Origin of the sequence: Streptomyces sp. NPDC058246 (assembly GCF_042881985.1) — a bacterium.
Lineage (GTDB): Bacteria > Actinomycetota > Actinomycetes > Streptomycetales > Streptomycetaceae > Streptomyces.
Genome location: NZ_JBHVWZ010000008.1, coordinates 119,312 through 143,846 on the forward strand (window position 1 = coordinate 119,312; position 24,535 = coordinate 143,846).

The window sequence follows — 24,535 nt, forward strand, 5'->3', positions numbered from 1 at the left end:
GACCGCCGGGGTGGTCGAGGTGCCCGCGAAGCTGTAGCGGAAGTAACCGTCGACGGTGGCCGTCGTGGTCGTCTTCAGGTTGCCCGTCGAGTCCGACTTGATCGTCTTCAGCGTGGTGTAGGTGTCGCTGCCCTTCTTGCGGAACTGCAGCTTCACCGACTGGTTGGTGTAACCGTGGTTCCGGCCGTCCTCCCAGTTGGCGCGGGACAGCTTGCCCGTGACCGTGACGGTCCTGCCGGAACGATCGCCGATCGGAACGATCGGGAGAACGCTGATTCCCCGCGCCCCAGGACGGGACGCGGGGAAACCGGAGAAACTCGCGACTACTGCACGTCGACGTAGTCACCCGTGGCGTTGACCGCCGGGGTGGTCGAGGTGCCCGCGAAGCTGTAGCGGAAGTAACCGTCGACGGTGGCCGTCGTGGTCGTCTTCAGGTTGCCCGTCGAGTCCGTCTTGATGGTCTTGACGGTGGTGTAGGTGGTGCTGTCCTTCTTGCGGAACTGCAGCTTCACCGACTGGCCGGTGTAGCCGTGGTACAGGTTGTCCTCCCAGTTCGCGCGGGAGAGCTTGCCCGTGACCGTGATGGTCTTGCCCTTCTTCACCGGCTCCGGCGAGGCGTTGACCGTCAGCTTCGAGTAGCGCTGGACGTTGGGGGACGTGAAGCCGCCCTGGTCGGCGATGCCGACGTTGTCCCAGTTGATGTTGTCGCTGGTCCAGTCCTCGCCGTTGTAGGCGACGGCCAGAGCCGCGGCGTGCCAGGCACCGGCGTCCGAGTTGAGCAGCTCACCCTCGGCCGGGTAGATGTCGACGTCGCCCTTGCAGGTGGCGACGGTCGACGAGGTGGCCGTGCAGGTCGCGTCGTAGTCACCGAACAGCATGTTGTCCGGCGCGTCGAACGAGCCCTTGTAGAGGTAGGGGCCAGTGAAGAAGTCGTCGGCGGTGATGTCGACGTCGGCGCCGTGGGTCATCGTGTAGGTGACCGGGACGGCGACGTGGTTGGTGGTGCCGACCTTGACCGCCGCGCCGCTGTTCACCTTGATGTTGGAGAAGGTGGCGTCGAGGGCGTACGGCGTGCCGGTGTCGGCGGCCGTGGAGGCGCTGAACGCGGTCTTGCCGGTGGCCGCGCGAGCGACTTCCTGCGCCTTGGTGACGTTCGCGCGGTAGGAAGAGGCGGAGTCGTCGGCGTGGGCGCCGGGCACGGCGAAGGCGGAGAGAGCCAGGGCGCCGGAGACGGCGGCCACAGTGGCACGTATGCGCATGCGATCCCCAAGTGGAGAAAGGGGCCCCGGTGGTGGTCGTTCCTCACGGCTCGTCGTCGCACGGGGCCCAAATGATCGTGGAGTCTGTTGACTCGGAAGACCAGATCCGCGACGGGTGCGAATGGTTGTACGGGTGATGAAGACTTTGTGTACGGATTACCAAGATCACAGGAAGGTGAGAGGAACGGCCGTCCCCGCCCCTCTCACCTCACCCCGGCCGGATCAGTCGAACCAGCGGTCCCGGGCCAGCTCCTCGGTGCGGGACGGGTCCTCCAGGAGGGCCGCGACCTCGAAGCGGCGGGGCCACTGGCCGGCCGCCCAGGCGAGTCCGGCGGCGACGCCCTCCAGGGTGGCGGCGTGCAGCACGCCGTCGCGCGTACGCCGCCAGTCCAGCTCGGTGCCGTCCACGAGGAGTTCCTCGTGTTCGACGTACGAGGTGGGGGTCGAAGGGCCGAGCAGCACCCGTACGGAATCGGGCACGTCGTGCTCGACGCCCTCGGAGTCCACCTCGCCGGTGACGGACTCGCTCAGCCGCCGCACCTGGAACAGCTCGGCGAGTTCGGCGGCGCGCGAGGGCCGGACAGGGAGCAGCGGCACGCCGTCGGTGAAGGGCAGCAGGTCGGGCGAGTCCACGACGACGGCATCCGCCGCGTCCACGACGCGCACCTCACCGTCGACGACGGCCCGCAGCTCGTCCGGCAGCGTCACCTGCTCGGGGTCGAGGTCGGCCAACGCGCCGTACAGAGCGTGCAGTTGGGCGCCGGAGACCTCCCGGTCGGGGTCGGCGAGCCGGTCGAGCAGCTCGGCGGCGCCGCCGGGTTCGTCGAGGAGCGCGGCCACGGAGGTGCGTACGCCGAGCGCCCGCAGCACCTGCTCGTCGTCGAAACCGGTCGCGTCGGCGGCGTCGTACAGGCCGTGCAGGAGCGGGTCGCCGCCCTCCGCGCGCAGCCCGGCGGGACGGCGGCCGTCGAGTACGGGATGCCCGCGCAGCCACCAGGCGGCGTACGGCCGGACGATCTCGTGTGTGCCGTCCGGCAGCAGGATGCGCACCGGCTGGGTGATCGCGTCCCGCAGCGGCGGCTGCGAGAGCAGGGCGAGGGCCTGCGGCCACCGCTCGTCGTCCACCAGGTCGAGATCCCGTACGGCGACGATCTCGGTGGCGACGGGCGGCACCGGGGTGTCCGGCAGCCGGTCGAGGACGTCCTCGCACCACACGTCGACGGCGTCCAGCAGCCCCGCGTCGTCGGGTTCGGCGTAGTCGGAGTCGCGCGGCTCCAGCTCGTCCGGGTCCAGGACGAGATCGGTGGCGCGTACGAGGGCGAAGTTGGCCAGCACACCACAGGCGGCGAGCGGCTGCTCGCCCCAGCGCTCGGCCAGCTCGCCGTCCACGAAGGCGAGTTCGTCCTCGCGCATGACCTGGGCGAACGGGCTGCCGGGCAGGACGAGTTCACCGGCGGGCGCGATGTCGCCCTCCTCGTCCGGGAGGGCGAGGGCGCCGAGCCAGGGCTCGTCGCCGGGTTCGAGGCCGGCGTCGCGGACGAGGGCGAGCACGGTGTCGGCCAGTTCCTCCGCGTCCGGCGCGTCCTCGTCCCATGCCCCGCCGTCGTCGTCGAGCGAGGCGGCGACGGCGGCACGCACCTGCGGGGTGGTGAGCACGGCGCGGGGCGTGGCCGGGAGGGCGCCCAGCTTCTCCAGGAGCGGGTGTGCGGCGTCCGGGTGGGCGACCTTGAGGCCGAGCCGGGCGAGGGTGTCGGGGGCCGCCTGCGGGCCGTCGGAGGTGGGCAGCAGGACCTGCCGGGGCCCGATCGTGGTCCGCCCGTCGGCGAGCGGCACGGGCAGCCCGGAGAGCCGGTCGGGGTCGACGCCCGCGAGGCTGTCGTAGAGCCGCCACCACCAGCCCGGGTCCTTCTCCAGCCCGGCCAGCCGGTCCACGGCCTCCGTGAGGGGTACCCGCGCGACCCCCAACGTCCGCAGCTCCACCCGGCGTTCGAGCCCGGCGGGCAGCAGGCTGGGCAGCACCTCCGCCAGCACCCGTACGGTCTCGGCGCCCGCGCCCTCCACCACCTCGGCGTCGCGGGGCCGCAGGGCGGCGGGGTTCTCCGCCACGCTGCTCTCGGGCCATTCGGCGGGGGTGTCCTGGGCGCTCTCCGGTGGCGCGGCCGGCGGCAGGAAGGCGGTGCGGGGCAACCGGTCCAGGATCGCCTGGCGCAGGACGCCGTCCAGCTCGCCCTTGCCCAGCGGGCCCGGCACCAGGTCGATGATCCCGGCGTTCACCGGGCGCCAGGCGGCGAGCAGTTCGGCGTACGCGTCCGCCGCGCGCTGCACGAGGAAGTCGGTGAGCGGGCCGGGGGCGGCGTGCCGCCGGGTAGTGTCGAGCGGGAGGGAGGCGATGAGCAGGGCCGGGACGCCGAGGGGCTCGTCGCTGGGGGTGGGCGCGTGCACGACCGGGCTGGTGCGGGGGCGGGCCGGCGTTCCGTCGGCGTCCACGGGCACGGCCCAGGTCACCGACCAGTGCGGGCGCAGCCGCTCCTCGACCGGGCGGTCGGCGAGGAGGGCCGGGTCGACGGGGCCGTGCCGGGAGACGGTGCGGTAGCGGGTGACGCCGTCGCGGGAGTCCTCGACGGCGACACCGTGCTCGTCGCCACGGCGCACCAGGGTGCGTACGTCGCCGCCGATCTCGACGACCACTTCCTCCAGGCCCGGAAGGGCGAGCAGCAGGGCGTCGTCGATGTTCTGGAGCAGCCGCTCGGCGAGACCCTCGGCGGCCCCGTCCCGCAGCGGCAGGATCACGACGGTGTCGTACGGATCCGGGGCGGTGCCCTCGGCCGCGAACGGCAGCCGGAGCAGCGGCACATGGCCGTCGCGCCGGCGGATCTCGTCGCCCAGGCTCGGACTGTGCCGGGCGGTGTCCGCCGCCAGCTCACGGGCCTCGGCGAGGGACCAGCGGACGCCACCGTGCCGCCCGACGACGGCGGGCTCGTCGGTGACGGCCAGCACGGCGGCGAAACCGACGCCGAAGCGGCCGATCGCGGTGTCGTGGGCGTCCCGCTTGGCGGAGGCGCGGAGCGTGGACAGGGACTCGACGCCGGCCGCGTCGAGCGGGGCGCCGGTGTTGGCCGCGACGAGCACGCCGTCGCGGAGGGTGAGCCGGAGACGGCCGGGGACGCCCGCCCTTGCCGCCGCGTCGGCGGCGTTCTGGGCGAGCTCGACGACGAGCCGGTCCCGGTAGCCGCCGAGGACCAGGTCCTCCTCGGCGTTGGCGTCCTCGCGGAACCGGGCCGGGCTGGTGGCCCAGGCGTCCAGCACACCGCGTCGCAGGCGCGCCGTCCCGAACGGGTCCGCGCCCTCGGCTGCCGGCCGCACGAACTTGCTCACGGTTCACTCTCCCTCTCGCCTGACGCGACCGCGAGTGCTGCGCCCGGTCGCGGCATGAAGGTACCGCGCTCCGGGGCACCCTCCGCCCGGGGCTCTCTCCACGGAGCACCGTGAGCGAGTGCGGACGCCCTTCAGGGGCGCGGGGAACTGCGCAATCTTTCAGGGGGCCGGCGCCCGGGGGCGCAGCCCCGGGATACGGGCCGCGCGAGGAGCACCGTGAGCGGGTGCGGACGCCCTTAGGGGCGCGGGGAACTGCGCAATCTTTGTAGGGGGGTCTGGGGGCGCAGCCCCCGGATACGGGACGGGCAGGGGCGGAGGGGGCGAAGAAACCCGCGGGTTACGAGTGGCCCAGCTCCGCCGAGGACTCGTCCGGGGTCACGGAGACCGACCCCGAGTCCGGGGACGGACGGAGCGGGAACGGGTCCACCCGGGTCTCGTCGATCACCGGTGCGGCCGGCCGCGGAGGCTTCGGCATGACCGCGGCCTCGGAGTGGCCCCCACAGCCGTACGAGAGGGAGACCACCCGCCCGTCAGCGGGCGAGAACTCATTCGCACAGACCCCGAACGCCTGACCGAGCGACCCGCCGATGGGGTTCAGGAATCCGCAGCTGACGCACGAGGCGGGCGCGGCCTGCGCCATCGCCGTCTTCGGCCCGTACGACTCCTCCCACCGGTCGGCCGCGACATGCAGCCCGTACCGGGACAGGACACGGGCCCGCCGCAGCCCCAGCTCCTCCGCCACCGCCGCGATCGAACCGCGCCGCGGCGCGACCGGCAGCGTCGCGGGCGCCCCGCCGGTGACCTCCGCGTCCTCCGCCTCCACCAGCTCGGCCATCTCGTCCGAGACGGGGGAGTTCGGCGGCGGCTCGTCCTCGCCGGTGAAACCGGGCTCGAGCCGCAGATCCTCGGCGTCCGTGGGCAGCAGGTCGCCAGGACCCATGTCGCCGGGGCGCAGCCGCTCGCTCCACGGCACCCACTCCGGGGCGAGCAGCGCGTCGGAGCCGGGCAACAGCACGGTCTCGTCGAGCGTGACGAGCTTGGCGCGGGAGGCCCGGGCGACGGTCACCGCCCAGCGCCAGCCCCGGTACCCGGGCTCCTTGCATTCGAAGTAGTGCGTGACAACACGGTCCCCCTCGGAGACCAGCCCCGCGTGCTCGCCGACGACGCCGGGGGCGGCGGCCTCCTCGGCGGCGGCGCGGGCGAGGTCGACCGCCTCGGCGCACAGGCGGTCGGGGGTGCGGCTTCGCGTTGTCGCTGCGCTCACAGGTATCGCTTCTCTCCTACGCCGTCTCACGGGTGCGCCATTCCTCCGGCGGGGGTGCGGACGGAGCGGACCAAAGGACCGCGTCGACGTCCGCGCCCGATCGCACTCGGGCGCACCTACGCCATCCATTCTGCGGGATGGCCGAGAGGCGCGCGGCCGAGAACAATCGCCGCAGGCGCGTAACGCACGCTACCTTCTCCTGGCCCCTGGGCCCACACCGGCGGGCGTCTTCGGCGCTCCGCGCCGACATTCGCCACCGCTCCGAGGTGGTCCCTCCCCCCGCTCCGCGGGGCCTCATCCCCCGCTCCGCGGGGCCTCTCCGCCGCTCCGCGCCCGCCTCTCCGCCGCTCCGCGGCATTTTCTCCGGCGCTCCGCGCCGGTGTTTCCCACCCGCCCACCGGTCTCGGCCGACCGCACGGCTCCCCCGGCACGTGCCCCCGCCCGCGCCATCACACGGCGCCCATACGCGCGGTAACCGCACTACGCACCCCCGACTCGGGGCACTATGACGGAGTGGCAGCCGCAAGGTCGCCCCAGGGAGCCGCCGGGATCGGCAGTGGTGGCGTCAAGGGGAGTACCCGAAGTGGCGGATCGAGCCGGGTGACCGGCTCCGTCCGTGCGGTGGGGCGCGCCCTGCACTTCCCGCTGACCGGCACGGCCCGCGGCATCAGGAAGGCGACACACGCCCACGGCGCGGGCGAGTCCGGCCTCGGCAAACTGATCGAGCTGCACGCGGTGAACGGCGCCGGCGACGTCATGATCACCGTCGCCCTCGCCTCCACCGTCTTCTTCTCCGTCCCCACCGACGAGGCCCGCGGCCGCGTCGCCCTCTACCTCGCCATCACCATGGCGCCCTTCACGCTCCTCGCCCCCGTGATCGGCCCCCTCCTCGACCGCCTCCCGCACGGCCGCCGCGCCGCCATGGCCGGCGCGATGCTCGCCCGGGCCTTCCTCGCGCTGACGCTCTCCGGCGCCGTCGTGACCGGCGGTATCGAGCTGTATCCCGCCGCGCTCGGCGTGCTGGTCGCCTCCAAGGCGTACGGAGTCGTACGAAGCGCCGTGGTGCCCCGGCTGCTGCCACCCAGGTTCTCCCTGGTGAAGGCCAACTCCCGGGTCACCCTCGGCGGGCTCCTCGCCACCGGAGTCGCCGCGCCGATCGGTGCGGGGCTCCAGGCCCTCGGCCCGCGCTATCCGCTCTACGGCGCCTTCGTGATCTTCATCGCGGGTACGTTCCTGTCGTTCACGCTGCCGCCCAAGGTCGACTCGGCCAAGGGCGAAGACAGGGCGCTGCTCGCCGCGGACGAGGAGCATCTGCACGGGCCGCAACTGATCAAGAAGAAGGTGCGGCGCCCCGGGCTGCGGACCGTCGGTACGGCCGTCACACACGCCCTCGGCGCCAACGCCTCGCTGCGCTGCCTCTCCGGCTTCCTGATCTTCTTCCTCGCCTTCCTGCTGCGCGAGCACCCGCTCACCGGCGAGAGCGCGGCCGTCTCGCTCGGCATCGTGGGCGTCTCGGCGGGCGCGGGCAACGCGCTCGGCACAGCGGTCGGAGCCTGGCTGAAACAGCGCTCCCCGGAGATCATCATCGTGACGGTGGTGGCGTTCGTGCTGGGCGCGGCGATCACGGCGGCGGTCTTCTTCGGGGCGGTCCTGGTGGCCTGTCTGGCGGCGGTCGCCGGGTTCGCGCAGGCCCTCGCCAAGCTGTCCCTGGACGCCCTGATCCAGCGGGACGTCCCCGAGCTCGTCCGTACGTCCGCCTTCGCCCGCTCCGAGACGCTGCTCCAGATGGCCTGGGTCCTCGGCGGCGGGATCGGCATCGCCCTGCCGCTCAACGGGACGCTCGGCCTGTCGGTGGCCGCCGCGATCGTCGCGGCGGGCTGGCTGACGACCGTACGCGGCCTGCTCAGCACGGCCCGCCACGGTGGTCCGGCCCGCCAGCGGGTGGCCTAGCCCCACCGCCCGCCGCCCCCGGCCGGCCACGCGACCCGCACCCCCGGCACCGGCACCCGCACCCGCACCCGCACCCGCACCCGCCCAACCACAGCACCCCCGGCGTCCGCGCCCTCAGGGCACACGGGCCCCTGCCAGGAGTGCGGCCCGGCCACGCACGGCACGCCGTACCCCACGTGGGGAGAGCACTGGACGTGCCCGATAGCCTTCGCCCATGACCTCCCTGCCCCGCGGCAGAGCCGCTAATGATCACCGTGCTGCGCGCCGCCGTCGCGCCGTCGCCGCCGTCGGCGCCGTATCCGCCGGGCTGCTCGCCCTGTCCGCCTGTGACAAGCCGACGCCGCTGGCCACCATCACGGTCGGCGACCACTCGGTGAGCTCCGAGACCGACTGCTACAACGACGGCAAGGCGGTGAGCACCGCGGATCTGGCCAACTGCCTGAAGGCGAAGGACATCAAGTCCATCAAGGTCGACCCCGACGCCACCGTGCGGTTCGGCGTGGACCCGAAGATCGCGGACAAGGGCTGGACGATCCTGATGAACGGTCAGCCGCTGACCGATTCCAGCACGAAGACGTACCGCACGATCCCGGGCAGCGTGTTCTTCAACGCCCAGTACGGGGCGAGCGGCAACTCCACGCTGGTCTCCATCAAGGAGGGCGACAAGACCGTCACCGGTCTGTGGTCCTTCAAGCTCAAGAAGGACGCCTGATCGCTGCCGCTGGGCTGCGTGTGCTGGTGGCCACCGCGGTCCCCGTCGAGCGGGACGCGGTGGCCGGGGCGTTCACTGCCCCAGCCCGTGAGGTCGTCCTTCCCGGGGTGACCCTGCGGCGGCTGTCCACAGCGGCGGTGGACCTGCTCGCCGCCGGCGTCGGTCCCGCGCTCGCCGCCGCCTCCACCGCCACCGCGCTCACCGCGGCGGCCCTCGAAGGCGATCCGTACGGCCTGGTCGTCTCGGCCGGGATCGCGGGCGGGTTCCAGCCCGACGCCCCGGTCGGGTCGCTCGTCGTCGCCGACGAGATCACCGTGGCGGATCTGGGCGCGGACACCGCGGACGGCTTCGTGCCGGTCACGGAGCTGGGCTTCGGGACCGTCAGCCACCGTCCGCCACCATCACTCGTACGAGAGGTCGTGGCGGCCACGGGGGGACGCGTCGGGACGGTACTCACCGTGTCCACGGTGACCGGCACCGCCGCCCGCGCGGCCGCACTGCGCGCACGGCACCCCCGCGCCCTCGCCGAGGCGATGGAGGGGTTCGGGGTCGCCGAGGCGGCCGCCGCGCACGGGGTGCCCGTCCTGGAGCTCCGCGCGGTCTCCAACCCCGTCGGCCCGCGCGACCGCGCCGCCTGGCGTATCGGGGACGCTCTCGCCGCCCTCACCGAGGGTTTCGGGAAGCTCACGCCCGTACTGGAGAGTTGGAACCCACATGAGTCCTGAGAAGCTGCCCGCGCCCCTGCGCATCGCCTACTCGCCCTGCCCGAACGACACGTTCGTCTTCGACGCCTGGGCCCACGGCCGGGTGCCGGGCGCGCCCGCGCTCGACGTCACCTTCGCCGACATCGACATCACCAACGGCATGGCCGAGCGCGGCGAGTTCGACGTGCTGAAGGTGTCGTACGCCGTGCTGCCGTACGTCCTCGACGAGTACGCGCTGCTGCCCTGCGGCGGCGCGCTGGGACGGGGCTGCGGCCCGCTGGTGCTCAGCCGCGGAGCCGACGCGGACCTGACCGGCCGCACGGTCGCCGTACCCAGCGAGAAGTCGACGGCGTACCTGCTCTTCCGGCTCTGGGCCGCGGACACGGTCCCCGGTGGGGTCGGCGAGATCGTGGTCATGCCGTTCCACGAGATCATGCCGGCCGTGCGGGACGGGAAGGTCGACGCGGGCCTCGTCATCCACGAGGCACGTTTCACGTACCAGAACTACGGGCTGCACAAGCTCGCCGACATGGGTGAGCACTGGGAGCGGACGACCGGGCTGCCCATCCCGCTGGGCGCGATCATCGCCAAGCGCTCGCTCGGCGACGACACGCTGAAGCTGCTCGCCGACTCGACCCGCGCCTCGGTCCGCGCCGCCTGGGACGACCCGGAGGCCTCCCGTCCCTACGTCCTGGAACACGCCCAGGAGATGGATCCGAGCGTCGCCGACCAGCACATCGGCCTGTACGTCAACGAGTTCACGGCCGATCTGGGCGACGACGGGTATGCCGCCATCCGCGGACTGCTCACCCGTGCGGCGGCCGAGGGGCTGCTGCCGCCCCTCGGCCCGGATGCGCTGAACTTCCCGTAGATACAGGCGGGACATCCCTTATGTCCCGCACTTCGCGTACGGCCCGAGTACGGCACGCACTCCGAGTACGGCCGTACTTCCCGTACTTCCCGTGCGTCCTATACGTCGAGCTGGTCCGCGACCGCGCGCAGCAGGCCCGCGATCTTCTTGCCGGAGGCCTTCTCCGGGTAACGGCCCTTCTCCAGCATCGGCGTGATGTTCTCCAGGAGGGTCGTCAGGTCCTGGACGATGGAGGCCAGTTCGTCCGGCTTGCGGCGCTGCGCGGCCGCGACGGAGGGGGTCGGGTCCAGGATGGTCACCGAGAGTGCCTGGTCGCCGCGCTGGCCCGCGACGACACCGAACTCCACGCGCTGGCCGGGCTTGAGAGCATCGACTCCGGCGGGCAGGACCGAGGAATGAACGAAGACGTCGCCGCCGTCGTCGCGGGAGAGAAAGCCGAAGCCTTTCTCGCTGTTGAACCACTTGACCTTGCCGGTAGGCACGTCTGTCCTCGTCCTCGTACTCGTCGGGAACTGCTCTGAAAACTGCTCGGCGGTTGCAGGGGCAACTGCCCTTAAACGGCTCTGGATAGCACTACAGCGGGTCGTCGGACCCGCCGGTACCAAGGCTAATGGTCCGACGGCTGGTGACAAGACGTCGCTGGATTGTTCCTTCGCGCAGGGAACTACCCTGGTCCGGTGCGTGACAAAACCCAAGCGAATTCCGCCGAAGCCGGTGACCGGCTGATCCGTGCCGGTGCCATCGTCTTCTTCATCGGAGCGTTGGCCACACTGGTCACCGTGGCCCCGCTGCTACTCGGTACGACGCCTTTTCCGACCTACATGTTCGGCTTGAGCATGCTCATGGGTGTCGGATTCCTGTTGGCCGGAGCCGGTGTGCTCCAGTCGATCGCGGAGGGCCGCCGCCGGGCGCGCGCGGCACGCGGCTAGGCGCGCGGCACGGCTGGGGCGCCCGCTACGGCCGGTAGTCCGCCAGCCACTCCGGGAACCGGGTGAGGTCGGCGAGGACGACGTCCGCGCCCGCCGCGCGCAGCTCCGCCGCGTCGCACGGCCCGGTGGTCACGGCGACGGAGTAGGCGTTCGCCGTGTGCGCGCCGCGTACGTCTCCGACGTGGTCGCCGACGTACACGCTCGCGCCGTGCTCGCGCAGCGCCTCCGCCTTCTGCTCGGCCCACAGGTTGCCGACGACCTCGTCCGCGTCGATGCGCAGATGCTCCAGGTGCAGCTTGGCGTTGGGCTCCCACTTCGCGGTGACGACGACGGCCCGCCCGCCGGCCGCGTGCACGGCGGCGACGGCCTCCCGGGCGCCGGGCATCGCGAGCGTGCCGGTGATGGCGTACGTGGGGTACATCTCACGGTAGAGATCGGCTATGGCCGCGACGTCCTGGGCCGGGAACCAGTTGACCAGCTCGTCCTCCAGCGGCGGCCCGAGCCGCGTGATCACCAGATCGCAGTCGATGTACGTCCCTGTCCGCGCGGAAAGCGCCTGGTAGCAGGCGTGGATACCGGGGCGGGAGTCGATCAGGGTCATGTCGAGGTCGAACCCGACGGTCAGCGCGGGGGAGGTCGTGTCAGCCGAAGTCATATGGGCCATTGTGCCCAGCGGGGCGCGCGGCCGTCGGCGGGGCGGGTGCCCGGTCAGCGTGGGCGCTGTGAGCGCCACACCAGGTACAGGGCCGAGGCCACGGCCGCGCCGCGGACGACCCAGGGCCAGGTCTCGGTGATCGCGTCGTTCATGTGGCCCTGGGCGATGGGGGCACCCCAGCGGCCGTTCGTACGGCCCCACAGCCAGACGATGCCGGCGGTGGCGGCCAGGCCCGGCAGGACGAGGACCGCCCACTTCGACTCGGCGGGGGTCAGCCGGCGCGAGCCGTAGGCGATGAGCCAGCCGAGACCCAGGGCGAACCAGTTGCCGAGGACGGCGCCGGCGACCAGGAGGACCGCGGCGAGCAGGAGGAGGGGGTTGGTCCAGCCGCTGAGGCGGGGGAGGCGGCGGCGCGCGGGGGCGTCGTCGGTCTCGGCCGCCGCCCGCACCTCGGGCTCCTTCTCCGGAGCCGCTTCCCTGGCGGCCGGCCCCGCTCCCGGCCCCGCTCCCCCGTCGGGCTTTTCGCGGGGCGGCGGCTTGAGCAGCTCGGGGATCTCCACGCCGCCGACGAACCCCGGCACGCTGTCCCCGAGCCCGAACGGGCTGCTGTCCACCCGCCACCAGTCGGGCTGGGTCGCGCTGTCGCCGAGCTCGTGGGCGCTCGCGAGGTGCGGCGGGGACGGGGCGTCGGCGTTCTCGGTGGGTGCCGCTTCGGCGGCGCGCGGCCTCGGGACGACACGGCGCAGGCCCTTGGGGCGGGTCTCCGGTTCGGCAGCGCGCTGGCTGGGGACGGCGGCCCACGGCTCCGGCGCGGGTCCGGCGGCGCCGTCCTGGCCGGCCGCCGCGACGATCTCGTCGGGGGTGCCGAGGCGAGCGAGGATGCGGCGGACGGCGGCGGGGCTGTCGACGGTCGTCTTCGCGCGGCGGCGGTCGATCTCGTTGCGCAGCTCGGAGACCAGCCGCATGCGTGTCGCGGACGGCAGCTGGCGCTGCTGGGCCAGGTCGCCGACCCGGCTCAGGTAGTCGAAGACGAGCTGGTCGCTCTCAATCCCCACGAAGTCCCCTCCGGGGCGCGTGCGTTGGATACCCCGTGCTGACGGTACCGGGTTTTTCGCCCCCTCCGCCCCTACCCGCCCCTTGCCTGAAGGCTGCACCCCCGGACCCCCCGGAAAAGCTCGCGCGGCTCCCCGCGCCCCCTGTCCCCGGGGTGCGGGGAGCCGCGCGCCAACACCCCGGCCCCGCCCCACCCGCTACCGTTGACAGGATGAGCACCGAGACCGCTCCGCGTTCCCTGGCGGAGGCCCTCCGCGCGCGGGACGACGCCTCACTGTCCGCGCTCCTCAGGTCCCGCCCGGACCTGATCACCCCCGTCCCCACCGACCTCACGCAGCTCGCCACCCGCGCAGGCACCCGCGCGTCGGTCGTCCGTGCCCTGGAGCGCCTGGACCGGTTCGCGCTGCAGACGGCGGAGGCCCTGGCCCTGGCGGCGGAACCGGCGACGTACGACGAGCTGCTCGGGCTGATGGCGGGTGACGAGCGGGACCCGGCGGTCACGGCGGCGTTCCCGCACGCGCTCGGGACGCTGCGCGAGCAGGCGCTGGTCTGGGGCCCCGACGACCGTCTCCGACTCGTACGGACGGCCCGGGAGCTGCTCGCGCCGTCCCCGCAGCACCCGTCCCCGACGGGACTCGGACCGACCGTCGCGGAGGCGACGGCGGGCAGCATGTCTCCGGGGCGCATCCAGGAGATCGTGGTGGCGGCCGGGCTGCCGAGCACCCACGACTCGGTGTCGGCGGTGGCCTCGCTCACCGCGCTGTTCGCGGACCGGGAGCGGATGTCGGCGCTCCTCGACGAGGCGCCCGTCGACTCGCTGGACGTGCTGTCGCGGCTGGTGTGGGGGCCGCCGTACGGCCAGGTGACGGCCGACCCGGCGCGCCATCTGCGCTGGCTGATCGACCGGGGGCTGCTGCTGCCGACGGCGCCCGGCACGGTCGTCCTGCCCCGGGAGGTCGCCCTGCATCTGCGGGCGGGCCGCGCGCACCGGGCGACCGAGCCGGTGGCGCCCGCGGTCGACGCCGCGCGGACGCACCGTCCACAGGTTGTGGACGCCGCGGCGGCCGGTCAGGCCTACACCGCCCTGGCGACGATCGACGAGCTGCTCAAGGACTGGCACGAGGGCGGACCCGCGGTGCTGCGCGCGGGCGGGCTGAGCGTGCGGGACCTGAAGCGGACGGCGGTGGCGCTCGACGTGGCGGAGCCGGTGGCCGCGTTCTGGGTGGAACTCGCCTACGCGGCGGGCCTGTTGGCGTCGGACGGCGAGGCCGACGAGCGGTACGCGGCGACGCCCGGGTACGACGAGTGGCTGGAGCTGCCCGCCGCCGAGCGCTGGGCGCGGCTGGCCTCGGCGTGGCTGGCGGCGACCCGCACGGCGGGCCTGGTCGGCGGGAGGGACGCGAAGGACCGTACGTTGTCGGCGCTGGGCCCCGGTCTGGACCGTTCCGCGGCACCCGAGGTCCGCCACCGCGTCCTCACCCTGCTCGCCGCGCTCCCCGAGGGCGCCTCCGCCACCGCGGACTCCGTCCTGGCCCGCCTCCACTGGGAACGCCCGCTCAGAGGCCCCCAGTCCGCGGCGACGGACGACCTGCGCGCCCGGCTGGCCCGGTGGACCCTGTCCGAGGCGGAGATGCTGGGGATCACGGGCCGGGGCGCGCTGTCGGCGCAGGGGCGGGCGCTCCTGGGATTCCCGTCGCCGTCCGCGCGGGAAGGCGAAACCACCGGATCCGCCCAGCAGACCGGACCCACCGGGTCCGCCCAGCAGACCAAGCTCACGGAGTCCGCGCGGCAGACCGGGCCCACCGGCCCCGGCGACAAGCTCCCCGCCCACAAGCACCACCACCACACCCTCGCCCCCGAGACGCCCACCCGCTCCCCCGCCGAACAGGCCGCGGCCGCCGCGCGGGCAGCCCGTCTGCTCGCCCCGCTCCTCCCTGAGCCGCTGGACCACGTCCTCCTCCAGGCGGACCTGACGGCGGTCGCGCCGGGCCCGCTGGAGCGCCCCCTGGCGGACACGCTCGGCGTCCTGGCGGACGTGGAGTCGAAGGGCGGGGCGACGGTCTACCGCTTCACGCCGGGTTCGGTGCGCCGGGCGCTGGACGCGGGCCGCTCGGCGTCGGACCTGCACGCGTTCCTGGCCACCCACGCGCGCACCCCGGTCCCGCAGCCGCTCACGTATCTGATCGACGACGTGGCGCGCCGGCACGGCCATCTGCGGATCGGCGCGGCCTCGGCGTACGTCCGCTGCGACGACGACGCGCTGCTGAACGAGATCCTCGCCGACAAGCGCTCGCAGGGACTGCGCCTGCGTCGCCTCGCCCCCACGGTCCTGGCCGCCCAGGCCGATCCGGCCGCCCTCCTCGAAGGCCTCCGCTCGATGGGCTTCGCGCCCGCCGCCGAGTCCGCGGAGGGCGACGTCCTGATCACCCGCGCACACGCCCACCGCACCCCGCCGCGCACCGCACCCGAGCCCGTCCCGGACGGCCCCCCGGTCCCCGACGCCACCCTCCTCGGCGCCGCGGTCCGCGCCATCCGCGCCGGCGACCTGGCCTCCACCGCCCCCCGCAAGCAGACCCCGGAGACCGGCGCCCCGGCCAACGGCGCCCTCCCCCGCACCAGCTCCGCCGAGACCCTCGCCACCATGCAGGCCGCCGTCATGACCGGCGACTCGCTCTGGATCGGCTACGTGAACGCCGAGGGCGCCGCCAGCCAGCGCGTCATCGCCCCGATCCGCGTCGAGGGCGGCTTCGTCACGGCGTACGACCACACGGCGGACGAAGTCCGCACCTATCCGTTGCACCGCGTGACCGGAGTGGCGGAGCTGGCGGACGACCAGCCGTGATCACCGCCCCTTGAGGCACACTGGACGTTTGGCCGGTCACCCGCGCGGGGTGGTCGGCGCGCAGAAAGGGACGGGTGTGAACGGACCCCTCATCGTCCAGAGCGACAAGACACTGCTTCTCGAAGTCGATCACGAGCTGGCCGACGCCTGCCGGCGGGCCATCGCCCCGTTCGCGGAGCTGGAGCGGGCGCCCGAGCACATCCACACCTACCGGGTGACGCCGCTGGGGCTGTGGAACGCGCGGGCCGCGGGGCACGACGCGGAGCAGGTCGTCGACGCGCTCGTGGAGTTCAGCCGGTATCCGGTTCCGCACGCGCTGCTCGTCGACATCGCGGAGACCATGGACCGCTACGGGCGGCTCACCCTCAGCAAGCACCCCGCCCATGGCCTCGTCCTCACCACCACCGACCGGCCCGTGCTCGAAGAGGTGCTGCGGTCCAAGCGGATCGCGCCGCTGGTCGGCAACCGGCTCGACGCCGACACCGTGGCCGTGCATCCGTCCGAGCGCGGTCAGATCAAGCAGACGCTGCTGAAGCTGGGCTGGCCGGCCGAGGACCTCGCCGGGTACGTGGACGGGGAGGCGCACCCGATCGAGCTGGCCGAGGACGGCTGGGCGCTGCGGCCGTACCAGAAGCAGGCCGTGGAGAACTTCTGGCACGGCGGCAGCGGCGTCGTCGTGCTGCCCTGTGGCGCCGGGAAGACACTCGTCGGCGCCGGGTCCATGGCGCAGGCCAAGGCCACCACGCTCATCCTTGTCACCAACACCGTCTCCGCCCGGCAGTGGAAGCACGAGCTGGTGAAGCGGACCTCGCTGACCGAGGACGAGATCGGCGAGTACAGCGGTACGAAGAAGGAGATCCGGCCGGTCACCATCGCCACCTACCAGGTGCTGACGACCAGGCGGAAGGGTGTCTATCCGCACCTCGAACTCTTCGACTCCCGTGACTGGGGGCTCATCGTCTACGACGAGGTGCATCTGCTGCCCGCGCCCGTCTTCAAGTTCACCGCGGACCTGCAGGCGCGTCGCCGGCTGGGCCTCACGGCCACCCTCGTGCGCGAGGACGGGCGGGAGTCGGACGTCTTCTCGCTCATCGGTCCCAAGCGGTTCGACGCGCCCTGGAAGGAGATCGAGGCCCAGGGGTACATCGCGCCCGCCGACTGTGTCGAGGTCCGGGTGAATCTGACGGACTCCGAGCGGCTCGCGTACGCCACCGCCGAGACGGAGGAGAAGTACCGCTTCTGCGCCACGACCGCGACCAAGCGGAAGGTGACGGAGGCGATCGTCCGCCGGTTCGCCGGGCAGCAGATCCTTGTCATCGGGCAGTACATCGACCAACTCGACGAGCTGGGCGAGCACTTGAACGCGCCCGTCATCAAGGGCGAGACGAGCAACGCGGAGCGCGAGCGGCTCTTCGAGGCCTTCCGGCAGGGGGAGATCTCCGTCCTGGTCGTGTCCAAGGTCGCGAACTTCTCCATCGACCTGCCGGAGGCCACGGTCGCCATCCAGGTGTCGGGCACCTTCGGGTCACGGCAGGAGGAGGCCCAGCGGCTCGGACGGGTGCTGCGGCCCAAGGCCGACGGGCACCAGGCCCACTTCTACTCCGTCGTCGCCCGCGACACCATCGACCAGGACTTCGCCGCCCACCGGCAGCGGTTCCTGGCCGAACAGGGCTACGCCTACCGGATCATGGACGCCGACGAGTTGCTGGCCGACACCGACAGCTGACCCGCGACCAGCAGCGCCAGCAGCGGGTAAGGCGACGCCAACGGCTGCTGCCACCAGGGGAGTTGCAGATCCAGGGCGCCCTGATGCGGGACCAGCCACAGGGTGCGGGCGGTGAAGACCGCGGCCGCCGTCAGGGCCAGGCGGCGGTGGTGCTCGGCGTACAGCACGGCGATCAGCGGGACGCACCACACCCAGTGGTGCGACCAGCTGATCGGGGAGATCAGCAGCCCGGTGAGGGCGGTGACGAGGACGCCCCGCCGGTCGGTGCGCGCGCGCCGGGCCAGCCACAGCCCCGCCAGCGCCACCGCCAGCGCGGGTACGGACCACAGCGGGCCGGGGACCGGGTCCCCCAGGGCGCGGGCGATCAGGCCCTGGAGCGACTGGTTGTCGACGATCCACGCCTTGCCGACCCTGTCGGTCTCGTACAGCCGCCGGGTCCAGAAGTCGACGCTCGCACCGGGGAGCGCGAGGGCGCCGACCAGAGCCGTCCCGGCGAATGCGGACGCGGCGGTGACCGCCTCCCGTCGCCGGCGGGTGAGCAGCAGATACGCGATGAAGAGGGCCGGTGTCAGTTTCAGCCCGGCCGCGATGCCCAGCGCAATGCCCTTGCCCCGGGCGCCGGGCGGCCGGGTCAGGTCCCAGAGGATCAGGCAGGCCACAGCGAGGTTGATCTGGCCGAAGAGAACGGTCTGGAAGACGGGTTCGAGCCACAGCGCGAGGGCGGTGGCGGCGCAGCGGGCGGGCAGTTCGGCCGACAGGCCCGCGAGCCGGCAGGAGAGCCGGACCAGCACGGCCAGCAGCACCACGTTTCCGGCGACGAAGGCCACCTTGAGGGCGGTCGGCGGAAGCCAGGCGGTCGGGACGAAGAGGAGCGCGGCGAAGGGCGGATACGTGGCGGGAAGGTGCCACCGCGTGACGGTGAAGCCGTAGAGATCCGTGCCGTGCAGTACGGCCGCGCCCTCGGCCCGGTAGACCAGCGCGTCGGCCATGGTGGCGTGCGTGACGACGCAGAGCGCGCAGAAGGCGCCGAGGGAGAGAGCCAGGAGGAGGGCCACCAGCGGGGGCCGGGTGAACCGGGTGGACCAGGCAGACCAGGCGGACCGGAACCGGGCGGACCGGGTGGGGGACCAGGCGGACCGGGTGGACCGGGTGGAAGCGGTGAACTGGGTTACTTCGGTGGGTGGGTGGTCGGTCACGTTCCGTTGTGGCACGGAGCGACCCTAGTGCCGGGCGGGACACCCCGGCGTACGGCTCACCGCCGCCGTACGCCAGCTTCCTCGCCGTACTCGCCGAGGAGCACCACGCCGACGGCCGCCTCCGCGAACACCTTCACGGCGCGCAGGGCGTCGCCGAGGCGGTGGCGGTGGTGCGTGGAGGAGGCGGCGGTCGCACCATGGGGCTGAACCGGATGGACAGGACCTGGGCCGAACGTTGCTGCGCTCATGTATCCATGGTGGAACGCGGGGCTCCCCGCGGCGTCGGTCTTCGGACCGAACCTCGGCGACCCCCTCGTACACCTGCGGGCCGCCCCCCGTACGCCTCCCGGGGGACCCCGGCCCCTAGGGTTCTCAGGGGCGCGCCCCTGAGTCCCGCGCGCAAGCTCCCCGGAGCCCCGCGGAGAACCCACCGCACCGAGCTCCCGGAGCCCCGCGGAGACACGCCGCAGACAACCTCCCGAGCCCCGCGGAGACAAACCGCATCGAGCCCCCCGAGCCCCGCGGAAAACGGTTGGCCCCCGCACCCTCCGGTCACCTAGAATCTCCGCTCTTGCCCGCCTCCCTTCACGGAGTGCCGCCGCCCGGCCGGAAACCGGACGGCATCCCGGAATCACGCACCGATTCACCCAGGAATCACGCACCGATCCGCCCAGGAGTCAGGTGCGGATTCACTGCGGGATCACCCACGCAGCAGGTCCCCGGAGGCAACCCCCGTGTCCACCGCGCCCGACTACCCGCCCGACCACCAGTCCGACTACCCGTCCGACGCCCTGTCCGACGACCCCCTCTCCCGAGAGCGGACCCACCTCGGCGAGTCCCGTGCCGCCCTGCGCGCGATGCGCGAGGACGTGGAGAACCTCGACATCGGCGACGTCACCGCGAACTGGGTGAACGCCGAGGTGCTGCACCGGCAGATCGGCGAGCGCATCAAGGCGCTGGCCGACCTCAGCCACACCCCGCTGTTCTTCGGACGGCTCGACTATCTGCACGCACCGGGCGCCGAGAAGGCCGAGGGCGCGCAGGGTGAGCGGTTCTACATCGGGCGGCGGCATGTGCACGACGCCGACGGCGACCCGATGGTCATCGACTGGCGCGCGCCGGTGTCGCAGCCGTTCTACCGGGCCTCGAAGAAGGACCCGATGGACGTCGGGCTCAGGCGCCGCTTCGGCTACACCGGCGGCGACCTCACCGCGTACGAGGACGAGCATCTGTCGGACCCGGCCGAGGCGGCGACCACCAGCAAGCTGCTCCAGCAGGAGATCGAGCGCCCGCGCGTCGGCCCGATGCGCGACATCGTGGCGACGATCCAGCCGGAGCAGGACGAGATCGTACGGTCGGGGCTGTCCGGCTCGGTGTGTGTGCAGGGAGGCCCCGGCACCGGGAAGACCGCCGTCGGCCTGCACCGGGTCGCGTATCTGCTGTACGCGCACCGGGAGCGGCTCGCCCGCACCGGCACCCTGGTCATCGGGCCGAACAGGTCCTTCCTGCACTACATCGAGCAAGTCCTCCCGGCGCTCGGCGAGTTGGAGGTCAAGCAGGCGACCGTGGACGACCTGGTCGCGCATGTCGAGGTGCGCGGAAGCGACGAGGCGGCGGCCGCCGTCATCAAGGGTGACGCCCGGATGGCGGAGGTGCTGCGGCGGGCCGTGCGCTCCCATGTGACGCTGCCGACCGAGCAGGTCGTCGTGGTGCGCGGCTCGCGGCGCTGGCGCGTCGCGGCGTACGAACTCGAGGAGATCGTGCGGGAGTTGCTGGACCGGGACATCCGGTACGGCGCCGCGCGTGAGGCCCTTCCACAGCGGATCGCGCACGCCGTGCTGGTGCAGATGGAGCGGTCGGGCGAGGCGCCGGACGACCGGGTTCAGGACGCCGTCGCCCGCAACACCGCCGTGAAGGCCGCGGTCAAGGCGATCTGGCCGCCTGTCGACCCCGCGAAACTCGTGCTGCGGCTGCTCTCCGACGCCGGCTTCCTCGCCGCCCACGCGGCCGGGATCCTCGACGAGGACGAGCAGAAGGAGATCCTCTGGGCGAAGCCCGTGCGCTCCGTGAAGTCCGCCACATGGTCACCCGCGGACGCCGTGTTGATCGACGAGGCGAACGATCTCGTCCGGCGCACGCACTCGCTCGGGCACGTGGTGCTCGACGAGGCACAGGATCTGTCGCCGATGCAGTACCGGGCGGTGGGGCGGCGCTGCACGACCGGGTCGGCGACCGTGCTCGGGGATCTCGCGCAGGGCACCACCCCTTGGGCGACCCGGAGCTGGGACGAGGCGCTGCGCCATCTCGGCAAGGAGGAGGCCGTCGTCGAGGAGCTGACGGCGGGCTTCCGCGTGCCCACCGACGTCATCACCTACGCCTCCCGGCTGCTGCCGCACATCGCGCCCGGGCTGACGCCGGTGGCCTCGGTACGGGAGAACCCGGGCTTCTTCGAGGTGCGGCCGAGCGCGGCGGACTCCGAAGTGGTGGGCGCCTGCGCGGAGTTGCTGCGCAACGAGGGGTCGATCGGGCTCATCGCGGCCGACGCCCGGATCGCCGTCCTCGCCGAGGCGCTGACGGCGGCCGGGCTGACGTACCTCGAACCGGGCGAGGAGACGACGGCGCAGACCCGCCTCACGCTCGTGCCGGCCTCGCTCGCCAAGGGTCTCGAGTACGACTACGTGGTGCTCGACGAGCCGGGGGCCGTGGTCGACGGCGAACCGGACGAGCGGACCGGCCTGCGCCGTCTGTACGTGGCCCTGACCCGAGCGGTCTCCGGCCTGATCGTCACGCACGCGGCCCCACTGCCGACCCAACTCGCCTAGGCCGGTCCGGCGGATCAGGTCGCAGGGAACGGGCGGCGCCTCCTCGACGCCGGTCAGCGGGGCTTGGTGCGTGCAGCTGCAAGGCGGAGGAGGGAGTCGACGCGGAGCGTCGGCGAGTGACGACAACGCCGCAGGTGGGCGTGCCAAGCCCCGCGTCTGCGGCATGATCCGCCGGACCGGCCTCAGGACCGGTCCGGCAGGGATTTCAGCAAAGCGTCCAGGAGGCCGGGGAACCGGGCGTCGAGGTCGTCGCGGCGCAGCTGCACATAGCGGTTGCGGCCGACGGCCCGGGTCGAGGTGATCCCGGCCTCGCGCATGATCTTCATGTGGTGCGAGACGGTCGACTTGTGCAGGTGCGCGACCCCCAGCGCGTCGGGCGCGCAGCTGAACCGCTCACCGCCCGCGTACACCTTCAGCAGCCACAGCCGCACCGGGTCGCCGAGCGCGTGCAACACCTTGACCAGCTCGATGTCGTCCGCGTCGGGCTGCGGGAGCCACTCGCCCTCCTCACTCACGGCGCTCACCCATGCCCGGATCCCTCTCCTCGCGTCGCCTCATACCGTTTGACAATTATCCAACAGTCTCTATGGTTTGACCAACGTCAAACCAATCTCGCGCATCTACGGACCTTGGGGGGAACCCGTGCGCCTACGCCTGCTCCTGCTCGCCCTCGGCACCTTCGCCGTCGGAACGGACGGCATGGTGATGGCCGGCATCCTGCCGCTCATCGGCCGCGACCTGGACGTCTCCATCTCGGTCGCCGGACAGGTGGTGACCGTCTTCGCCCTGTCGTACGCCGTCCTCGCGCCGGTGCTCGCCACGGTCACCGCGCGCTGGCCGCGCCGCCGCGCCCTGCTCACCGCGCTCACCGTCTTCAGCCTCGCCAACGCCCTGACGGCGCTGGCCCCTTCGTACGGCGCCCTGCTCGCCACCCGCGTGCTCGCCGCCGCCGGAGCCGCCCTCTACACCCCCACCGCGAACGCCGTCGCCACCGGGCTCGTCCCGCCGGAGCGGCGCGGGCGGGCGATCGCCGTGGTGATGGGCGGGCTGACCGTCGCCACGGCGCTCGGGGTGCCGCTGGGCACCTGGATCGGCCGTACCGACTGGCGGCTGACCATGTGGCTGGTGACGGGGCTAGGGGTGGCCGCTTTCGCCGGTCTGGCGCTGCTGTTGCGCGAACTCCCGCAGCCGGCAGCCGCGTTGACCCTGCGTGAACGGCTGAGGCCGCTCGCCGACCCGCGCGTCCTGGGCGCGGCCCTGACCACCTTCCTGGTCTTCCTGGCCTTCCAGACGTCGTTCATCTACTACACCGTGGCCACCTTCCCGGCGACGGGCGGCGACCAGGACCGGCTGACGCTGCTGCTCCTGGTCTCCGGGATCGCGTCGGTCGGGGGTTCCTCGGTCGGCGGACGGCTGGTGGACACATGGGGACCGCGGGCGGTGATCATGTCGTGCAGCGCGGCGTACGTGATGTTCGCGGCGGCCTCGCCCTGGACGCTGCGGACGATGCCGACGGCGCTCGCCGCCTCCGCGCTCACCCCGCTGTTCGGCTGGTCGATCGCGGTCGCGCTGATCACCCGCGTGGCCTCCCTCGACCCCGCCAACGCGCCTGTCCTGGTCTCCCTCAACAGCAGCGCGCTCTACCTGGGCGTGGCGGCGGCGGGCGGCACCGGCAGCCTGGCGATCACGCTCTTCGGGGACCGGTGGTTCCTGCTGGTGGGAGCGGGCCTGATGGTGGTGGCGACGGCGGTGGCGGCGGTCACGACCCGGACGCCCCGCGCGAAGGAAGGAGCGGTGGCACCGGATCCGGTACGGGTGTGAAAAGCACCGGTGGCCCCCGGCGCTACACGCCGAGGGCCACCAACGACCGTACAGACAGAGCTACTTGAACTTACGGCTGGTCGCCAGATAGACCTGCTTGGCGTTCTTGCCGAGGCGCGGCCCGGTGATGAACGTCTTGCGGTCGCTGAGCGAGTTGTTGGACACCAGATAGGTCCGGCCGTTGTGGGTCATGAACCAGGGGCCGCCGGAGGCGCCGCCGTTCATCGTGCAGCCGATCATGAACTGGGCGGGGACGTTGCTCGCGAGCACGAAGCGCTTGGTGGCGCCGCGGCAGTCGTACATCTTCGAGCCGTCGTACGGCGATTCGGCGGGATAGCCGCGGACCTTCATGGACTTGACCTTGTTGGCCGCCGGGGCGTTGAACCACACCGGAAGAGCCGAACCGAGCTGCTCCTGGAGGGACTTCTTGCCGCTCTCGGGCTTCACGTGCAGCACGGCGTAGTCGTACGCCGAGGCCGAGTTGCCCTGGTGGCCGCCGCCCTTGATCCACTGGGACGACGTGGTGGCCCAGTTCGCCCACCAGACGCCGTACGGGGAGACGGACTTGGCGCGCGGGTCGGTGATCTGGCTGTTGCTCAGCTTCGCGCCGTTGTTGAACGACGGGACGAAGGCGATGTTGCGGTACCAGCCGCCGCCCTTGCCCGCGTGCACACAATGGCCCGCGGTCCACACCAGGTTGGACTTGCCCGGGTGCGCCGGGTCGGTGACGACCGCGGCGGAACACACCATGTTGCCCTCGGGCGAGGAGAAGAACAGCTTGCCGACCGGCGGCGCGTAGTGGTGGTAGGTCGCCTTGACCTTGGTGGCCGCCTTCCGCTTCACCTTCCCGTCGGGCAGGTAGGAGGTGGCGCCGCTGCCGGAACCGGAGCTGGTGCTGCCCGCCTGCGCGACCGGGATCTCGGCCTTCGCCCGGGCCATCTGCTCCGGCGTCCAGAAGTTCTCGATGTACGGGTTGGCGAAGTCCTCCGCCTTGGACGCCCAGTCGCTGTAGTCCTTCCACCCCCCGTTCTTCCACTTGTCCAGGGCGTCGCCGCTGAGATCGGTGGGGATGCCGGCGGGCAGCTTGTAGCCGCCGAGCGAGACGGACCCGTCGTCGCTGCCGGTGTCGACGCCCTGGTCCGCCTTGTTCGCCTGGTCCGCCTGGGCGGACGCGGAGGACTGGGCGGAAGCCCCGTCGTCCTTCTTGCTGTCACAGGCCGTCGTCGTGACCATGAGGGCCGCGATCACGGCCGCTGCGGCCGCGAGCGAGCGGCTGCGTATGGATGGCATGGAGCCTTGTCCCCCTGTTGCTGCGCATGTGCGTCTTTGTCATGCCCCGGCTCATCGGGGCATCCC

Annotated in this window: 19 protein-coding genes and 1 pseudogene; 9 read left to right on the forward strand and 11 right to left on the reverse strand. The window is 72.7% G+C overall.

The window, feature by feature from the left end; genetic code table 11:
* The 4 genes and pseudogenes from ACFVXA_RS14520 to ACFVXA_RS14535 all read right to left on the reverse strand — a co-directional run.
* Positions 1-243, reverse strand: a pseudogene (locus tag ACFVXA_RS14520) (hypothetical protein); the annotation flags it as partial.
* An 80-nt stretch (positions 244-323) separates the two neighbouring features.
* Positions 324-1,259, reverse strand: coding sequence for a hypothetical protein (locus ACFVXA_RS14525; protein WP_389466463.1), 936 nt, complete (start codon positions 1,257-1,259; stop codon positions 324-326).
* A gap of 222 nt (positions 1,260-1,481) precedes the next feature.
* Entirely contained in the window at positions 1,482-4,634 is a 3,153-nt protein-coding gene (locus ACFVXA_RS14530) for a sacsin N-terminal ATP-binding-like domain-containing protein (RefSeq protein ID WP_384026382.1), read from the reverse strand.
* 337 nt (positions 4,635-4,971) lie between these two features.
* Positions 4,972-5,898, reverse strand: a complete 927-nt coding sequence (locus tag ACFVXA_RS14535; RefSeq protein WP_362016744.1) for a DUF3027 domain-containing protein — start codon at positions 5,896-5,898, stop codon at positions 4,972-4,974.
* Positions 5,899-6,411: 513 nt separating this feature from the next.
* Here ACFVXA_RS14535 and ACFVXA_RS14540 point away from each other — a divergent pair.
* The 4 genes from ACFVXA_RS14540 to ACFVXA_RS14555 all read left to right on the forward strand — a co-directional run bounded on the left by ACFVXA_RS14540 (position 6,412) and on the right by ACFVXA_RS14555 (position 10,135).
* Positions 6,412-7,848, forward strand: coding sequence for an MFS transporter (locus ACFVXA_RS14540; RefSeq protein WP_390025155.1), 1,437 nt, complete (start codon positions 6,412-6,414; stop codon positions 7,846-7,848).
* 214 nt (positions 7,849-8,062) lie between these two features.
* Positions 8,063-8,560, forward strand: a complete 498-nt coding sequence (locus tag ACFVXA_RS14545; protein WP_362016748.1) for a DUF2771 domain-containing protein — start codon at positions 8,063-8,065, stop codon at positions 8,558-8,560.
* 14 nt (positions 8,561-8,574) lie between these two features.
* On the forward strand, positions 8,575-9,285 hold the full coding sequence (locus ACFVXA_RS14550) for a futalosine hydrolase (protein WP_390025257.1): 711 nt from the start codon (positions 8,575-8,577) through the stop codon (positions 9,283-9,285).
* Complete coding sequence (locus ACFVXA_RS14555; protein ID WP_384026385.1) at positions 9,275-10,135, forward strand: 1,4-dihydroxy-6-naphthoate synthase; 861 nt, start codon at positions 9,275-9,277, stop codon at positions 10,133-10,135. Before ACFVXA_RS14550 ends, ACFVXA_RS14555 begins: the two co-directional genes overlap by 11 nt.
* A gap of 98 nt (positions 10,136-10,233) precedes the next feature.
* Here the strand turns inward: ACFVXA_RS14555 and ACFVXA_RS14560 are convergent, their stop codons facing one another.
* Positions 10,234-10,617 carry a cold-shock protein gene (locus ACFVXA_RS14560; RefSeq protein WP_362016752.1) on the reverse strand — a complete coding sequence of 128 codons (384 nt, stop codon included), beginning with the start codon at positions 10,615-10,617 and terminating at the stop codon, positions 10,234-10,236.
* 195 nt (positions 10,618-10,812) lie between these two features.
* Here ACFVXA_RS14560 and ACFVXA_RS14565 point away from each other — a divergent pair, with 195 nt between their 5' ends.
* Positions 10,813-11,064, forward strand: a complete 252-nt coding sequence (locus ACFVXA_RS14565; protein ID WP_383737150.1) for a hypothetical protein — start codon at positions 10,813-10,815, stop codon at positions 11,062-11,064.
* A 25-nt stretch (positions 11,065-11,089) separates the two neighbouring features.
* On the opposite strand, the gene ACFVXA_RS14570 is transcribed toward ACFVXA_RS14565, so the two are convergent.
* Positions 11,090-11,728 (reverse strand): haloacid dehalogenase-like hydrolase, encoded by a 639-nt coding sequence (locus tag ACFVXA_RS14570; RefSeq protein ID WP_362016756.1) that lies wholly within the window; start codon positions 11,726-11,728, stop codon positions 11,090-11,092.
* Between the two features lie 44 nt (positions 11,729-11,772).
* Positions 11,773-12,774, reverse strand: a complete 1,002-nt coding sequence (locus ACFVXA_RS14575) for a hypothetical protein (RefSeq protein ID WP_362016758.1) — start codon at positions 12,772-12,774, stop codon at positions 11,773-11,775.
* 209 nt (positions 12,775-12,983) lie between these two features.
* Here ACFVXA_RS14575 and ACFVXA_RS14580 point away from each other — a divergent pair, with 209 nt between their 5' ends.
* Entirely contained in the window at positions 12,984-15,614 is a 2,631-nt protein-coding gene (locus ACFVXA_RS14580) for a helicase-associated domain-containing protein (RefSeq protein ID WP_390025157.1), read from the forward strand.
* 76 nt (positions 15,615-15,690) lie between these two features.
* Positions 15,691-17,340, forward strand: coding sequence for a DNA repair helicase XPB (locus tag ACFVXA_RS14585; RefSeq protein WP_362016762.1), 1,650 nt, complete (start codon positions 15,691-15,693; stop codon positions 17,338-17,340).
* Here the strand turns inward: ACFVXA_RS14585 and ACFVXA_RS14590 are convergent.
* Together ACFVXA_RS14590 and ACFVXA_RS14595 are read right to left on the reverse strand one after the other, a co-directional pair.
* Complete coding sequence (locus ACFVXA_RS14590) at positions 17,292-18,329, reverse strand: glycosyltransferase 87 family protein (RefSeq protein ID WP_383748382.1); 1,038 nt, start codon at positions 18,327-18,329, stop codon at positions 17,292-17,294. The two genes, ACFVXA_RS14585 and ACFVXA_RS14590, sit on opposite strands and share 49 nt — an antisense overlap.
* Positions 18,330-18,592: 263 nt before the next feature.
* Positions 18,593-18,784 (reverse strand): hypothetical protein, encoded by a 192-nt coding sequence (locus tag ACFVXA_RS14595; RefSeq protein WP_362016764.1) that lies wholly within the window; start codon positions 18,782-18,784, stop codon positions 18,593-18,595.
* 543 nt (positions 18,785-19,327) lie between these two features.
* Between ACFVXA_RS14595 and ACFVXA_RS14600 the strand changes: the two genes are divergently transcribed.
* Positions 19,328-21,358, forward strand: coding sequence for a HelD family protein (locus ACFVXA_RS14600; protein WP_389939086.1), 2,031 nt, complete (start codon positions 19,328-19,330; stop codon positions 21,356-21,358).
* A gap of 182 nt (positions 21,359-21,540) precedes the next feature.
* Here ACFVXA_RS14600 and ACFVXA_RS14605 read toward each other — a convergent pair whose 3' ends face one another.
* Positions 21,541-21,882: a transcriptional regulator gene (locus ACFVXA_RS14605; RefSeq protein ID WP_362016766.1), complete on the reverse strand. Its 342-nt coding sequence runs from the start codon at positions 21,880-21,882 to the stop codon at positions 21,541-21,543.
* 118 nt (positions 21,883-22,000) lie between these two features.
* Between ACFVXA_RS14605 and ACFVXA_RS14610 the strand changes: the two genes are divergently transcribed.
* The gene (locus ACFVXA_RS14610; protein ID WP_389757785.1) at positions 22,001-23,179 is read left to right on the forward strand and encodes an MFS transporter; all 1,179 of its coding nucleotides are present in this window, start codon (positions 22,001-22,003) and stop codon (positions 23,177-23,179) included.
* A 60-nt stretch (positions 23,180-23,239) separates the two neighbouring features.
* Here the strand turns inward: ACFVXA_RS14610 and ACFVXA_RS14615 are convergent, their stop codons facing one another.
* Positions 23,240-24,469 (reverse strand): trypsin-like serine peptidase, encoded by a 1,230-nt coding sequence (locus tag ACFVXA_RS14615; protein ID WP_384025198.1) that lies wholly within the window; start codon positions 24,467-24,469, stop codon positions 23,240-23,242.
* Between the last annotated feature and the right edge of the window lie 66 nt (positions 24,470-24,535).

Coding starts and splice junctions, on each gene's coding strand:
- ACFVXA_RS14555 (WP_384026385.1), top strand. CDS start 9,275: ATGAGTCCTGAGAAGCTGCCCGCGCCCCTGCGCATCGCCTACTCGCCC.
- ACFVXA_RS14580 (WP_390025157.1), top strand. CDS start 12,984: ATGAGCACCGAGACCGCTCCGCGTTCCCTGGCGGAGGCCCTCCGCGCG.
- ACFVXA_RS14590 (WP_383748382.1), bottom strand. CDS start 18,329: ATGGCCGACGCGCTGGTCTACCGGGCCGAGGGCGCGGCCGTACTGCAC.
- ACFVXA_RS14525 (WP_389466463.1), bottom strand. CDS start 1,259: ATGCGCATACGTGCCACTGTGGCCGCCGTCTCCGGCGCCCTGGCTCTC.
- ACFVXA_RS14595 (WP_362016764.1), bottom strand. CDS start 18,784: ATGAGCGCAGCAACGTTCGGCCCAGGTCCTGTCCATCCGGTTCAGCCC.
- ACFVXA_RS14545 (WP_362016748.1), top strand. CDS start 8,063: ATGACCTCCCTGCCCCGCGGCAGAGCCGCTAATGATCACCGTGCTGCG.
- ACFVXA_RS14615 (WP_384025198.1), bottom strand. CDS start 24,469: ATGCCATCCATACGCAGCCGCTCGCTCGCGGCCGCAGCGGCCGTGATC.
- ACFVXA_RS14570 (WP_362016756.1), bottom strand. CDS start 11,728: ATGGCCCATATGACTTCGGCTGACACGACCTCCCCCGCGCTGACCGTC.